This window comes from uncultured Pontibacter sp. (assembly GCF_947492645.1).
In the GTDB taxonomy this organism is placed as follows: Bacteria; Bacteroidota; Bacteroidia; order Cytophagales; family Hymenobacteraceae; genus Pontibacter.
This window is the reverse complement of record NZ_CANLMZ010000006.1, coordinates 277,791-292,830: the sequence shown is the minus strand read 5'-3', so window position 1 is coordinate 292,830 and position 15,040 is coordinate 277,791. Positions and strand designations below refer to the sequence as shown.

The following is a 15,040-nucleotide window of genomic DNA, read 5'->3' as shown; positions in this document are numbered from 1 at the left end:
ATAGAACATGAACCATTACCAGACTGTAGCCGCCGCCTTGGCGTACATCAGGGCAAATGCGCTTCGCCAGCCCAACCTGGAAGAACTGGCAGGCCATGCCTGCATGAGCCCGTTCCACTTTCAGCGGGTATTTACAGAATGGGCCGGTGTGAGTCCCAAAAAGTTTTTGCAGTACCTCACGCTGCAGCACGCCAAAGCGGTAATGGCTAAAACAGTCAGTCTTGCCGAAGCAGCTGAGTGCTCGTGCTTATCAAGCACCAGCCGCCTGCATGATTTATTTCTAAGTATAGAAGGCATCACACCGGGTACTTTTAAACAATTGGGCCAGCAGTTACAATTAAAGTATAGTATAAACAGCTGCCCGTTCGGCAATTATATCGTTGCCTCTACCCCTAAAGGTATATGCCACCTGCATTTTTTCAGGGACCAGGCTGCCGCCCTGGTAGAACTACGGCAAACATGGCCTAAAGCCGAATTGGTTAATGCTTTGGATGCGCAGCACGAGCAGGTACAGGTCTTTTTCCAGCGCACGCAACAGCAACCCGCAGCTAAAATACGACTACACTTGCAGGGCACTCCATTTCAGCTTAAAGTATGGGAGGCGCTGCTTCGCATACCCGAAGGCTGCCTTACCTCCTATGCCAGCCTGGCGCAGCAAATCGGGCAACCAACCGCCAGCAGGGCTGTGGGTACGGCCATTGGCAGCAACCCGATTGCCTTCCTGATACCTTGCCACCGGGTTATTAAAAGTATAGGAGGCATAGGGGAATACCGCTGGGGCAGCGAACGCAAAATGGCCATGATCGGATGGGAAGCTGCACGAAACCAAGTACAGATTGAACCACAGCCGGAGCAGCTGTCAATGTTCTGAGTTACAGTATAAATAATTCCGTTTTTCCCGGGTCCGCAAGCATATTTTACTATATTTGTTCCTTAGCCTTGTAATCAAATAGCCAAAGTATAATCCCTTATGAAAAAGAATTTACTAAGAGCGTCGGTTTTCCTTTTGGCAGGAAGTATGTCGCTTTCGTCTTGCGTAGTGTCGAAGAAAAAGTACGACGACCTGATGAGCCGCAAGAACACCCTTGAAGTTGAAAAAGCTGACCTTGAAAAGCAGAAACTGAGCCTGGAGCAGCAAAAAGCACTTCTGGAAGAAGAAAAAGCAAGTCTGGAGCAGGCACAAGCTGAACTGGAACAGCAGAAACTGGAGTACCAGCAGAGTTTAGCAAAAGCCTTGAAGGAAGGAAAAACACTAGGCGAAAACCTGAACATGAGCAAATCGCAGATCGAGCGCCTTAACGCCGACCTGAAGGCCCGTGAGCAGCGCCTGGCAGAGCTGCAGCGCATCCTGGATGAAAAAGAAAGAGCCGTAGCCAACCTACGCAATAAAGTAACTAATGCCCTGCTTGGCTTTAACGATAAAGACCTGACCATTGATGTGCGCAACGGCAAAGTATACGTAAGCCTTGCTGAGCAGCTGTTATTTAACTCCGGCTCTACCAAAGTGGACCCTAAGGGAGTAGATGCGCTTCGTAAGTTGGCATCGGTGCTTAAAGAGCAGAAAGATGTAAACGTACTTATTGAAGGCCATACCGATGATGTGCCGATTGCAAGAGGCACAGTAGGCATGCAGGATAACTGGGACCTGAGCGTGCTACGCGCTACTGAGATTACCCGTATCTTAACAACTGCAGGTGTAGACCCAACACGCGTTACCCCTTCCGGCCGATCGCTGTACGTGCCATTGGATGAGGCTAAAACAAAAGAAGCCCGCCAGAAGAACCGCCGTACTGAGATTATACTTACTCCGAAACTGGATGAGCTGTTCCAGATCTTAGAGACAACCTAAGCTCAGAATTTATACTTATACAAAGGCCAGCCCCTAAACAGAGGTTGGCCTTTGTGCTTTAAATACCTTGGCTCAGAAGGTATTCATCAAATCACTATCCCAATAGCAAGGTAACGCCCACTTTTTGAGGAAATTAGTTAATTGAATTGACCAGCCTGAGAAAGCTATACTAAGCCTGCACAGGCTTTGGCAGGAACTTTATTAGTAGCGGAAGAGAAAGCAAGTATAAAAGCCCTCCGATTGGCAAGGCAAGTAGCGCCCAACATGCAACGGCTGCCAGGTTCGCCTTCCATAGCAGGTCTAAGGCCATTAACCAATCTGCCTGGAACATACTTGTCATTTCGTCAAGGGAAAAGCGCAGCTCCTGTAGCCCAAATATAAAAACGCCTAACCTGGCAAAAGGTATAATCAGCAGCAGTTGAAGCGGCTGCATGAGGTAACTTATAAGTATAGTGGCCGCAATGTTCAACCGGAATCGGGCGGCAAGAGCTGTTCCTAAAACGGTGGTAAGCCCAAAGGCAGGCACCACTCCCACTACCGTGCCTAAGGCAACAGTTACGGCAAGTTTATGGGGCGTCATGCCCTGCTTCAGCAGGTTTGCTATCGGGCTTATAAGCCTTTGCCTAAAAAAACTTGAAGTAATTCCTATAACGGACATAGTGTAGTAAGAAGAAGAAGAAAGGCTACTGTTGCTCTTTGTATTTATAAGACTCCGCACAAACAAAAATAGTTGCAGGTAAAAGCATCTGTATAAAAATAAAGTCTGGGAGCTCCTTTTTATACTATAAACCCAGGAAAGTAACCTCCCTTGCAGGTAAATGTTTTACTAAAGCGGTGCTGTTTACGACAACCCGCCTAAAGTAATCCCGAACCATTAAAAAAGGAGCAACCTGATCCATTCCCAGCTTCAGTTATACGAAAGCAGCCGGTATACATCTTATCAGATTATTTTTGAACAGGATTTAAACCATCCTACTTTTTTGAAGTCAATAACATCAACATTAGATATAAACATCTTTAACATTAAATGAAAAGAATACTACCTTTTCTGTTTCTACTGATAGGCACCGTACAAGCCTATGCACAGAGCTTTGCTGTTTACGGCACCGTACAGAGTAGCAGCGATAAAACAGCGCTTCCGGGCGCCAACGTGGTGCTTAAAAAAGCATCGGATGCATCGGTTACAGCAACTGTGACTGATGGCGAAGGCAAATTCAGGTTTGAGCGCGTGGCCAATGGCCAGTATACGATGGAGATTAACTACATCGGCTTTGATAAGTTCTCCAGAACGATACAAGTACAGGGCGCCGCACTAAATGTGGGCCAGTTGCTTTTGCAGGATGGCTCAACTGCACTAAAAGAGGTGCAGGTAGTAGGCCGTGCACCGCTTGGCGAACAAAAAGGCGATACAACGCAGTTTAATGCAAAAGCCTTTAAAACTGCTCCTGATGCAAGTGCCGAGGATCTGGTAACTAAAATGCCCGGCATCACTATTCAGGAAGGCAAAATTCAGGCACAGGGCGAAGACGTAAAACAGGTAATGATTGACGGAAAGCGCTATACCGGCGAGGATGTTAACTCAGCAGTAAGAAATATATCTGCCGACATGATTGAGAGCGTGGAAGTATTTGACGGCCAAAGCGACCGTGCAGCTTTCAGCGGTTTTGATGACGGCAACAAGATCAAGACACTAAACTTCAGAACAAAGAAAGAAGCCCGCATTGGCTACACCGGTAAAGCATCAGTAGGCTACGGAACCGACGACCGCTACATGGTTGGCGCTACAGTAAACTACTTTAACAACAACCGCAGAATCACGGTTACAGGCTTAACGAACAACATTAACATGTTCGACTTCTCTATCGGCGAAACACCTGGCGGGGGCATGCGAGGCCGCAGAATGTGGGGCGGCGGATCTCCGAACGGTATCATTAACACAAACAACTTTAGTGTTAATTACAATGATATGTGGGGCAAGAAAATTGAAGTAGGCGGCAGCTATAACTACACTAACAGCGAAACAGTTAACAACCAGTACCGCTTCCAGGATTATTTTGCAACCGACCTGAACCGTGAGTACCGAGAGAACAGCATTAACAACAACATCTCAGACAGCCACCGTTTCAACTTCCGCTTGCAATACAACATTAACCAGAACAACAGGTTATTGATTACACCAAACATCACGGTGCAAAACAACAACTCGCTGCGTAACAGTACTGCCTTTTTAACTTCCAACGCTGGTAACGAGACAGAGTCAGAAGAGCGTAACGACTCTGAGGTGGCAAGTATAAGCGTAAGCAACAACATCCTGTACTCGCACCGTTTCGGTGATTCAGGCAGAATCTTTACAGCAAACATTAACACACGCTACAACAGCTCTAACGGTGACTTGTTCGAACTAGCTGACCTTACAGATTACATCGACCCTAGCCGCAGCAACTACCGTAACCAGTTTATCTCTTCTGATAAATCAAATACGTCATGGTCTGCAGACCTGAACTATTCGCAGCGCCTGGCAGAGAACTCGCGCCTGCAACTGGAGTACAACATCGGGAACCAGGTAAACGACTCCGACAGAAGGGCCTTCAACTTTGTGGAAGCAGATAATGCACACACAGACTTTACACCACAGCTAAGCAATACCTTCAAGAGCGATTACATTTCTCAAAGCTTTGGCCCAAGCTACCAGTACAGATTTGAGAAAGTAAGATTTCAGGCAGATGTAAAGTACCAGTATGCCACGTTGCAAAGCGAAAATGAGTTTCCGGAAACATATACCCTGAAGCGTAATTTCTCGAATATACTTCCATCTGCTGAGTATGAGTATAAGTTCTCGAACTCAAGCAACCTGAACATCAGCCTGCGCACCAATACCAACACACCATCGGTAGAGCAGCTGCAGGACGTGCTGGATATCTCGAACACCTTACAGCCGCGTATCGGTAACCCGAACCTGGACCAGGATTACCAGAGCCGCTTTAACCTGCGTTTCCGTAACTTTAACCCGGAAACAAATCAGGTGTTCTTTATAGGTATGTTTGGTACTGTTACACAGAATTACATTGCCAACAGCGTGTACAACATCCGCAACGAGAACTACAGAGAAGTGCTTCCTTTCGAGACCACAGACGCCTATAACATACCTGTTGGAGCACGTCTATCTCGTCCAGTTAACTTAGATGGTTATGTAAGTGTGCGCTCGTTCTTTAACTACGGCCAACCGCTTAACTTTATAAGCTCCAACTTTAACGTGAATGGTTCTTTGGGCTACTCCAGAATACCAGGCATGATAGACGGTGAAGAAAATTACGCCAACACTAAAACAGCCGGCTTAGGCGTAAACATCAGCAGCAACATCAGCGAGAAAATAGATTTTACGGTTTCGACATTCGGTAATTACAACATCGTAGACAATACCTTGCAGAGTGCCCGTAACAACAACTATTACACGCAAAACACGAACCTGCGCTACAACTGGATTCTTTGGAAAGGTATAGTATACCGCACCGAGTTGAACCACCAGTACAATTCAGGTTTATCAAACGGTGTAGACAACAGCTACCTGCTTTGGAACATGAGCCTTGGCAAAAAAGTGTTTAAAAACCAGCAGGGTGAGATTAGCTTAAGTGTTAATGACCTGCTGAAGCAGAACCTGAGCATACAGCGTACTGTAGCTGCCGATTATGTGCAGGATGTACAGTCAACGGTATTGCAGCGTTACTTTATGGTTACTTTTAGCTATAACCTGCGCAAGTTCAAGAGCGGTGGCAACCAGCCAGACCCGGAGCAGAACCAGCGCGGCAATTGGGGACCACGCCGTTAAGCACACTTAACTTATAAGAGAAAAAGGCCTGCAGCATTGCAGGCCTTTTTTATTTGTGCCTGAGGCCAGGTAGATGGTAGGTATAAAAATTTGTATCTTGCTTTATACTTCGCGACACATGGTAACAGACTATTTCAGGTTTGATTGGTACACGGCCATACTGCTGGTGGGCGTGGTGCAGGGTTTTTTCCTGTCGCTGCTGTTCCTGGCTAAGCAGCCGCACAGGCAACCCTACCACCACCTGTTGCTGGCAGTATTTGTATTTTGCTTTGCCTGTCTCCTTCTCGAGATACTGTTGTGCTACTCCGGGCTTATGTTTCAGGTGTTGCAGCTAGTGGATTTCTCAGAACCCTTAAACTTTGCCATCGCCCCCCTCACCTATTTGCTTTTCCGGAGCCTTAGCGGCCAGCACCTTACAAAAAAACAATGGCTGCACTTGCTGCCTTTCGGCTTATACTTGCTCTACCACATGCTATTTATGCTTCAGCCAGAGGCGGTAAAGTACAACGGTTATATTAGTGCTTATTTTCCGGAGCTGGCTCACCTGCCTGTTTCCTATACGTATTCCCCCGATCCAATCCATCTATCTGACTATGTAAATGCATTAACGATACTGCACATTACTGTATACATGGGTTTGTGTTTCGCGCTTTTCCGGAGGCAGCGTACTGCAGAAAGCGCCAATCCATACTTCTATGCCTGGGCCAGGATGTTGCTATACTTCTTTGCTGCCACGCTGGCATTGCTCATACTTATAAAGCTTATTTTTGAGCGCGACCTTGGCGATCACTTTATGGCTGTTTTCCTGGTGGGGCAGTTATTTTACATAAGTTTTAAAATACTGACAGGCTCTGCCTTTTTTCAGCCGGTGGTGCAGGTTAAGTATGAGAAGTCGGCATTGAGCCATGAGGCAAAGCAGGACCTGCTGCAAAAGTTGAAAATGGCAGAGTCGGAGAAATTTTATATACAGCCTTCGGCTTCACTCCCGGTATTAGCTAAGCAGCTGCATACTTCACCGCATTACCTGTCGCAGGTGCTGAACGAGTGCCTGGGCAAAAGCTTTTTTGAGTATTTGGCAGCGCTGCGTATACACGAGGCAGAAACTATACTTGCCAACCCGGCGGCGCAGCACCTTAAAATTGAGGAAGTGGCAGAGCAAACCGGGTATCTTTCCAAATCGGCATTTAGCGCTGCCTTTAAAAAACACACCGGCCAAACACCCGGAGAGTACCGCAAAAAAGCCATTTCTAGTTAGTATGCGGTACTTCCCTATAAAGTAGCACCTCGTACTTACCGGCAGATTCCTGTTTTTTATACTTCCATGTTTAGGTTTGCATCAAAACAAACCGCTATGGAAAAACAAAATAAAATCAGACGCTACGAGTTCGATTGGCTGCGGGTGCTGGCCTTCTCATTACTCATCTTCTACCACACGGGCATGTTCTTCGTGAACTGGGAGTGGCATGTAAAAAACAACCAGTTAAGCGAGGCGTTGGAGGTACCCATGTCTTTTCTGAGCCAATGGCGCATGTCGCTTATCTTCCTGGTTTCGGGAGTGGGCGTATATTTTGCACTTGGCTACCGCAACGGCAGCACCTTTGCAAAAGACAGGCTAAAGCGCATCTTTATACCGCTGCTGGTGGGCATGCTTTTAATAGTGCCCCCACAAGTATACTTTGAACGCGTTGTGCAAGGTGCCGCTACAGATTACTGGAGCTTCTACCCCTCTATTTTTGAGTTAGTGCCCTACCCTGAAGGCAACTTTAGCTGGCATCACCTGTGGTATTTAGCCTACATTTTTACCTACAGCTTAGTGCTACTGCCTATCTTCCTGTACCTCCGTAAAGTAGATTTACAGCTGAAGAGGCTAAACAGCTGGCTTCTTCTTATACTTCCGGCGGCCTGGCTTAGCATGGGCGGTGTGCTGTTAAACCCATATTTTCCCGGCACCAATGCGCTGCTCAACGACTGGGCGAATCACTTCCTCTACATCACGGTTTTTCTGATGGGCTTTATACTAATGAAGGTGCCGCAACTGCAGGACAGCATCAGAAAAATACGCTGGTACAGCCTGGCTGCAGCTACTACACTTTACCTTATACTTTATACCTTCTACTGGAAAAACTGGGTGGACCTGGAGGGAATGGAGCTTAGCCTATACTTTATCCTGAAGCAGAGTAACCGCTGGTTTTGGCTGATGGCCATACTTGGGTTTGCCCTGCAGCACCTCAACATCAAAAACAAATACCTGGCGCAGGCAAACGAGATGGTGTACCCGTTCTACATTTTGCACCAAACTATTATTGTAGCCATGGGCTTTTACCTCCGCGATATGCCCTTAAGTATAGGTGTTAAGTTCGGCGTCATCAGCCTGGGTACTTTTATACTTTGCTTTATACTGGTGCGCTACCTCATTATGCCCATAAACTGGCTGCGGGTGCCGTTCGGGTTAAAGCCTATGCAAAAACAGGAGAAAAGCGCTTCTGCAGTTGCAGAACCTGTAACTATTGTCGGTTAAAAGATAAACGCCATATCGGTTAAGCTAAAAAACCTGGAGCTTTACGTTTCGTGAAAGGCTCCAGGTTTATACTTAAATTCCGATTATTTTTTCGAGAAAGCAATCTAGCATAAACTAAAATTGACAGTTAGGGCAGGTCGTTGTAGTTTACCACTTTCACGTTTGGCATTTTAGCAAAGATTTCTTCCATGCCTTTGCGATGTGCTGCCCCAACACCCATTACCACTTTAGAGGCGCCTTTCTCCTGTGCCTGCCGGATGATGTTTTCGCAGATGCCTTCGTTGCGCTTTTGCCACCAATACAGCATTTCCTGCACCGCTTCTTTAGGGTAACCAGGCTGATCAAAGAATTTCTGTCCACCGTAAAAGTTTACTACATCGCTGTACTCCGCATACAGGTCGGTGCTCATAAAGCCGTAGGTTTCAGTATCTATTTCTTTTGATTTCTGCTCTGCCCACTTATAGTAGTTCTGTATAGCTTTTACAGCCTGCGCCGCTTCCGATGCTGTGTCTGCTTTAGCCTCTGCGTACATTCCCTTGATAAGAGCGTCTGTTTTAGCCCAGGCTTTGTTCCAGTTTCCGTCATACTTCTGGCAATCAGCTGCGTAGATTTTATCGTGCCCTAGCTCCACCAGCAACGGAAAGTATATTTTCTGGTACTCGCTGTTATCCCGAATCAGCCCTACTTTACGCAACGAGTCCGCCCCGCCAAACATCTTATCAAACAAAGCCTGCTCGCTTTTGCCAAACCTGGGTTGCATTTCTTTCTCCAGCACATAAAACTGGTAGGCTGCATTTGCTTTGTCATAGTTCAGAAACAGGTTTTGGGCCAGTTCCATTCTTGTTTTGTGGTAATAGGCAAATTTGTTCAGCGAAGTATAAGCCTTATCAATTTCCTTTGCCCCGTTCCTGGGCGTTTTAGAAGTCCGCCGCAAAAGGTATTCCCGTTTCTTCAGGTCTCCTTTTGTGCCATAGTAGTTCTGCGCAAGCGCTTCTTTCAGATCATCAGGAGACAAATACTCTCCAAAAACCATATCAGGATTATACTTTTTCAGCTTGTCCACTACATACTTATAGCTTTCTGCTGGTGCTGGGTTATCATGCGACGACGCTACAATTACAACCTCGACCTGGTGCTGCGCCTTTACTGTGCCTGCTGCACAAAGAGTAACTGCTGCAAGTATAAACAGCTTTCCTGTAATGCTTTTTAGGGTAGAGAAGGTTTTCATAAGTATAGGTTTCTAAGTTTCTGTTGATGAATCAAAGGTGCAGCTTGTCCCGCTCCTTTGAAATAAAATGATACCAAGCCCTCCAAATATTATCCGAACCAGGTAAAAGAGCTGGTGAAAAGCCAAAGGCTGCTTAAAGTTCTGCTGGCTTAATTTTACAATCTGCCTTCTTCCTCACCAGTTCCTGTTTTGCGGTTACGGGCTGCTTTTACTTTATTGTTGCCAAACTTGTAACTGAAGCTAAGGTTAAGGCGACGGCTTTCCCATTGGTTTTGCCAGTACATGTTCACGTTGCTGTATGCTAAAGTAGCCCTGGTGCGACTGGTGTTAAATACATCGCGCAGCTTAAGACTAAGCGAGGCTTTACCGTCCATAAAGCTTTTTTGAACTCCTAAATCAACCTGGTAATTAGATTTTGTGCGGAACAGGCCCTGTATCCCAGAAGACATGTAGTAACCGGACAGCTGCAGTTTATAGTCCTTCGGGAGGTTAAAGCTCTCATCTGCGCTGGCCGACCAGCTAAAACGGGAGCTGTTGTAGTTGGTGCCTTGCAACGGAGAAGAAACAGTATTGTAAGAGCCTTCCAGTTGCAGGGTTGTTGTCCACCAGCTATTTACCGGTATGGTGCCGCCGCTGCTGGCATTCAAGTACGTTGCTTTGCCCAGGTTTTCAGGCTTGCTCAAACTCACCTTCGTTTCGTCGTTTTGCGCAATTACATCTGTTACAAAATTATCAGACTGGATATAACTCAGGCTCAGCAACTGGAAGCTTTTGTAGTTGTAGTTAAACTGAAACGAATTTGAGAAAGAAGCCTCCAGAAATGGGTTGCCTTGCAGCGCAGTATAAGGATCAGAATAAAAGGTAAACGGGTTTAGACTGCGGTAGGATGGGCGGCTGATGCGGCGGCTGTAAGAAGCTGAAAACTGGTTATTATCATTGGCGCTGTAGCTCACAAAAACGCTCGGGAAAAGCTTCAGATAATCACGGTTAACTATTTCGTTTGTAGTTACAGAATAACCTTTTGCGATGGTTTGCTCTGCCCTCAGGCCGGTTTTCAGGCTTAGTTTATCGCTATACTTCCTGCTCAGGCTAAGGTAACCGGCATTTATACTTTCGCTGTAAAAAAAGCTGTTCGTGCGTTTCGGGTCGTTTACCCATCCCTGCTCCTGCTGCTCTTCAAATTTAATGTCGCTATCGTTTTGCACTTTGCTGGTTTTTAAACCGGCCTCTCCTTTATAGCCTTTCCCAAACGGGTGCACGTAGTCTACCTTAAACGATTTTATACTTGCCTCAGCGTTGCTGAAACTGCGCAACTGAGTGGGTGCCTGCGTGGCTTCTCCGGAAGCCGCATAAAAGTTATTTGTGAACTGGTCATCGGCATTGCTGCTGAAGTTTACATAATCAGCATCAAAAGATAAGGTGCGGCCTGTGCTGTCAATCTCGAATTTGTAGTTCAGGTTAAGGCTGTAGTTGTCAGTTCCAGACTTCTTCGGGTTGGTCATATCCATACTTCCGAACTCCTTGCCGGCGGCATCATAATTTATAGAGTTGCTGGTGGTAAGCGTGTTTTCGGGTGAAGCGTATCCTTTGGCCATAATGCCCAAAGTGTGCTTTTTAGATATAAAATAGTCTGCTCCTGCCGTCAGGTTATAGCTGTTGGTGACCGGGTGCCAGTAGTTTACCTGATTGTACAGGCTGTCGTTTATGTTGCGCTTTAGCGTAAGGCGGTTAAACGAGTTGTAGTGGCCGGCATTCAGGCGCGTAAAGAAGCTAACTTTACCCGTATTGTAGTTCAGGTTAAGGCCACCCCATACTTTCTCATACTTGCCATACCCGGCACCCAGGTTTACAGAACCATTCATGCCTAAGGTCTCATCTCTTTTAAGGAGGATGTTGATGACGCCGGCTGTGCCTGCTGCATCAAAGGCGGCTGATGGATTGGCTATTAACTCTACTTTGCTAACCGCCGAGGCTGGCAGCGACTTCAGGTATCGCTGCAATTCATCTCCCGACATGTAAGTGGTTTTCCCGTTGATCATTACGTTCACGCTGCTGCTTCCTCTAAAGACAATATTATCGTCCTTGTCCAACCTAACGCCGGGCGCATACTTCAGCACTTCCAACGCATTGTCGCCAGCCGTGTTCAGCTGCTCCACATTCATCACCACACGGTCTGCCTCCTGCTCCAGCAGCGGCTTCTGCCCTTTTATGACTACCTCCTGCAGCGCATTTGCTTTTTCAACCATACCAATGGCTGGCACCTGCACTTCCTGCTGTCTTACCTCAATGGCCATACTTTGTGCCGGAGTAAACCCAACCATAAGTGCTTTTATAGTATACTTTCCGGGCTTCACCTGCGCAAAAGTATAACTTCCTGCTGCGTCTGTCATCTCGGAGGCTGCTACCGCTGAATCCGGTAACTGCAACAACACCACCGATACATAATCCAGGGGCTTTTGTGTGGCAGCTTCTCTAACTGCACCTTTAACAGTAGCCCCCGACTGCGCCCACGAAGCATAAGAAAATAAGTATAAGCCGATGGAGCATACTATGAGTATAATGCTTCTGCATCTCTTTCGTGCTTTGTCTTGTGTTGCTCTGGTAGATGTGTTTTTCATGGCTCAGGTGTTTTGTTTCGTTTAACTTGAGCCAAAGGTGCAGCAAGCGCTTTAGTATAGAAACTAAACTATCCGAACCCCCAGAAACATTATCCTAAGCCAAAAACCCAGTAGTTAGCGGGCTTGGGATAAGAAAGGCGGAGGTAGAAAGTATAAAGCAGCGGGTTGGGATAAAAAATTACCAGGTAAGCAGGTTTATACTTAGCTTTAAAACATGAACGCTACACAAAAAAAGATCGGGCTGCACTTACTGGGTTGGTCGCTTTATTTCACTTACACTTTGTTTGGATACTTGCTTTACACCTGGCGGTTTGAAGTTTTGTTGTTAACGTTTTCCCAGAATCTGCTGCACCTGGTGCAGTTTTATTTCTGCTATTTCCTGGTGTTCCCTATCTGGATGAAGTATAAGCAATGGTGGGTGCTGGTGCTGGGTATACTTAGCGTAATGTTTACCTACATTGTGCTGCGCTATATTATCGAAGAAGTACTGTTCCTGTCCGTTTTCGGGTTCAGTAATTATACTACGATTACATTCAGCTATTACATTTTCGATAACATTTACTGGTCTTTGCCGGGCATCTTTATGGGAGGAGTTGTGTGGGCCTTTGAATCCACCATTCAGAAAGAGCGCGAAAACCGCACCTTGAGGCAGGAAAAAACGCAAGCCGAACTCTCTTTCCTGAAAACGCAGATTAACCCGCATTTCCTTTACAACACGCTAAACTACATTTACTCCCTGGCTTACCCGGTATCAGATAAACTTGGCAATGCGGTAATAAAATTGTCGGAGCTGATGCGCTACATGCTTCATGAAAGCAAAGACGGCAAAGTAGAACTGCAGAAAGAAGTGGATTACCTGCAAAACTACCTCGATATTTACCGCCTCCGCTTTGAAGATAATTTCTTTGTGCACTTTACCTTGCAGGGCCATGTAAACGGGCAGCGGGTACCATCGCTGGTGCTTATTCCTTTTGTAGAGAATGCCCTTAAACACGGTGTGGTAGACGATGCAGCTACCCCCATAAGTATAAACCTGCTGCTGCAAAACAAGGAGTTATACTTTGAAGTGAGTAACCACATCAATAAAAACCAGAAAGACCAGACAACCGGAATAGGACTTCCAAACATCCGTCGCCGACTCGATCTGATTTACCCCGGTAAGTATGAACTGGAGGTGCAGGACGACGGGCAAATGTATAAAACTGTGCTGAGGCTGCAGGATGTATAAATTCGCTAAACTAAGCCGAATTTCTTACCTTATAACTAACAACTCTTAACTACACCACATGATTCGCTGCATTGCCGTTGACGACGAAGCTTACGCCACCAATATTATTGCCGATTACATAAGTAAAATGCCCTTCCTGGAATTGGTGGGCAAAACAACAAGCCCTATAGAGGCCATTAACTGGGTGCAGGAAGGCAAAGTGGATCTGGTGTTTCTGGATATACAGATGCCGGAGCTAACGGGCATACAGTTTATGAAAATCTGCGGCAGCAAATGCAAAGTTATACTTACAACGGCTTACCCCGAGTATGCCCTGGAAGGTTACGAGCACGATGTAGTAGATTACCTGCTCAAGCCCATCCCCTTCGACAGGTTTTACAAAGCAGTACACAAAGCCCAAAGTATGCTGCAGCTACAGGAAAGCACTACTGCTGCGGTTGCAACACAGATGCCGGCAACAGAACAAACTGCTGCATCAGCCCCGGGTTACATGTTTGTAAAAGGCGAAAGCAAAAACAAATTCCTGAAAGTTGTCTACAGCGATATCCTGTATGTGGAGGGACTGAAGAATTATGTGTCGCTATACCTGCCGGAGCAGCGACTGGTAACGTACCAATCGCTGACGGACCTGGCGGAACAGCTGCCGCAGCCACCTTTTTACCGCGTGCACCGCTCCTACATCATCTCCATAGACAAAGTAAGTATGATAGATGGCAATACTGTTTATATCAACGACAAGGAGATTCCTGTTGGTGAAACGTACCGGGAAGGCTTTTTGAGCATGATCCGGGATAAGAGCAAAGTATAAAATTTAAACCGTGCGCAGCACTTTTTTACGTGCAGGCATGCTATAAAGTATAAGTCCGCCGGTGATCAGGAGCATGCCTAAATTACCCGTTAAACTAGGCCAGGCAATTCCCAGCAGCGCCACCTCTCCTACCACGGTTGCTAAAATCTCTACAGACTGCGTAGCCTCTACAGCCGCCAGCGCAGCACCATCGGTGCGGGCCAGGTGAGTCGCTTTAAAAAACAGGATGGTACCGATCACTCCAGAGCTGATGGCAATTGCAAAAACTGCAGTAAGTTGCGTCTGGCCAGGTAAGCCGGCTTGGCTGTAGCCAAAACCCATCAGCAGGAAAAGTACCGGTAAGCTACCAATGGCTGTGCCTGCAACGCGCTGCATGGCGTTAAGCTGGTAATCATGTTCCTCTACAAAAAGCAGCAGTTTGCGGCTAGCCAGCGGCCAGATAACAGCTGCAAGCAAAACAAGTACAATGCAGCCCACTAGCTGTGCATCTGTGTAAGTTCCGTTTCGTTGGCTCCATTGCATCAGCGCTATCCCTACTAAAATCAGAATCGACAGTAAAAGTGCCCTTACAGGTATTTTGGCGCGGCCATCTTTATACAAAAACGGCGACAGCAAGATACCGGCAACAATAGTAAACTGGAAAACACCGGCTATAAGCCAGCCCGGCCCAAGCGAGGCAGCCGCAGTAAGCAGCACATACACCACGCCAAACCAGATACTGCCCCAAAACAGCCATACTTTAGGTTTATGCAGCATGATGTGCAGCAGCGGCTTTAGCTGATTCTTAAACTGAAGTATGCCAAGCAGGATGATAAGCAGAAAAAAAGTCCGTAAACTAACCGTCCAGGCCCAATGGCCGTTGCCCACCGAGATAAAGCTGTTCAGGACGTAGGTAGAGCTGAAAAAAACGGAAGCCACCACCCCAATACCTATTGCCCTCAAGTTCTGATTTGCCTGCATACGCT

General features: G+C 46.6%; 11 protein-coding genes. 7 read left to right on the top strand and 4 right to left on the bottom strand.

The annotated features are described in order from the left end of the window. Positions 1-7 precede the first annotated feature (7 nt). On the top strand, positions 8-871 hold the full coding sequence (locus Q1A23_RS07830; protein ID WP_299821731.1) for a methylated-DNA--[protein]-cysteine S-methyltransferase: 864 nt from the start codon (positions 8-10) through the stop codon (positions 869-871). Positions 872-970: 99 nt separating this feature from the next. Then, on the top strand, positions 971-1,849 hold the full coding sequence (locus tag Q1A23_RS07825) for an OmpA family protein (RefSeq protein WP_299821730.1): 879 nt from the start codon (positions 971-973) through the stop codon (positions 1,847-1,849). Between the two features lie 169 nt (positions 1,850-2,018). On the opposite strand, the gene Q1A23_RS07820 is transcribed toward Q1A23_RS07825, so the two are convergent. After that, positions 2,019-2,507: a DUF2062 domain-containing protein gene (locus Q1A23_RS07820; RefSeq protein ID WP_299821729.1), complete on the bottom strand. Its 489-nt coding sequence runs from the start codon at positions 2,505-2,507 to the stop codon at positions 2,019-2,021. A gap of 369 nt (positions 2,508-2,876) precedes the next feature. Between Q1A23_RS07820 and Q1A23_RS07815 the strand changes: the two genes are divergently transcribed. The 3 genes from Q1A23_RS07815 to Q1A23_RS07805 all read left to right on the top strand — a co-directional run bounded on the left by Q1A23_RS07815 (position 2,877) and on the right by Q1A23_RS07805 (position 8,193). Then, complete coding sequence (locus tag Q1A23_RS07815; RefSeq protein ID WP_299821728.1) at positions 2,877-5,675, top strand: outer membrane beta-barrel protein; 2,799 nt, start codon at positions 2,877-2,879, stop codon at positions 5,673-5,675. Between the two features lie 118 nt (positions 5,676-5,793). Then, positions 5,794-6,930 carry a helix-turn-helix domain-containing protein gene (locus Q1A23_RS07810; protein ID WP_299821727.1) on the top strand — a complete coding sequence of 379 codons (1,137 nt, stop codon included), beginning with the start codon at positions 5,794-5,796 and terminating at the stop codon, positions 6,928-6,930. Between the two features lie 96 nt (positions 6,931-7,026). Beyond that, positions 7,027-8,193, top strand: a complete 1,167-nt coding sequence (locus Q1A23_RS07805; RefSeq protein ID WP_299821726.1) for an acyltransferase — start codon at positions 7,027-7,029, stop codon at positions 8,191-8,193. Positions 8,194-8,320: 127 nt separating this feature from the next. Here Q1A23_RS07805 and Q1A23_RS07800 read toward each other — a convergent pair whose 3' ends face one another. Beyond that, complete coding sequence (locus Q1A23_RS07800; protein ID WP_299821725.1) at positions 8,321-9,421, bottom strand: DUF5694 domain-containing protein; 1,101 nt, start codon at positions 9,419-9,421, stop codon at positions 8,321-8,323. A 155-nt stretch (positions 9,422-9,576) separates the two neighbouring features. After that, the gene (locus tag Q1A23_RS07795) at positions 9,577-12,039 is read right to left on the bottom strand and encodes an outer membrane beta-barrel family protein (RefSeq protein WP_299821724.1); all 2,463 of its coding nucleotides are present in this window, start codon (positions 12,037-12,039) and stop codon (positions 9,577-9,579) included. 214 nt (positions 12,040-12,253) lie between these two features. On the opposite strand from Q1A23_RS07795, the gene Q1A23_RS07790 reads away from it, so the two are divergent. Then, positions 12,254-13,267: a histidine kinase gene (locus tag Q1A23_RS07790; RefSeq protein ID WP_299821723.1), complete on the top strand. Its 1,014-nt coding sequence runs from the start codon at positions 12,254-12,256 to the stop codon at positions 13,265-13,267. A gap of 58 nt (positions 13,268-13,325) precedes the next feature. Beyond that, positions 13,326-14,075 (top strand): LytTR family DNA-binding domain-containing protein, encoded by a 750-nt coding sequence (locus Q1A23_RS07785; protein ID WP_299821722.1) that lies wholly within the window; start codon positions 13,326-13,328, stop codon positions 14,073-14,075. A gap of 3 nt (positions 14,076-14,078) precedes the next feature. Here the strand turns inward: Q1A23_RS07785 and Q1A23_RS07780 are convergent, their stop codons facing one another. Beyond that, a complete protein-coding gene (locus tag Q1A23_RS07780) occupies positions 14,079-15,035 on the bottom strand; it encodes a multidrug resistance efflux transporter family protein (protein ID WP_299821721.1) in 957 nt (318 codons plus the stop codon). Positions 15,036-15,040 lie beyond the last annotated feature (5 nt).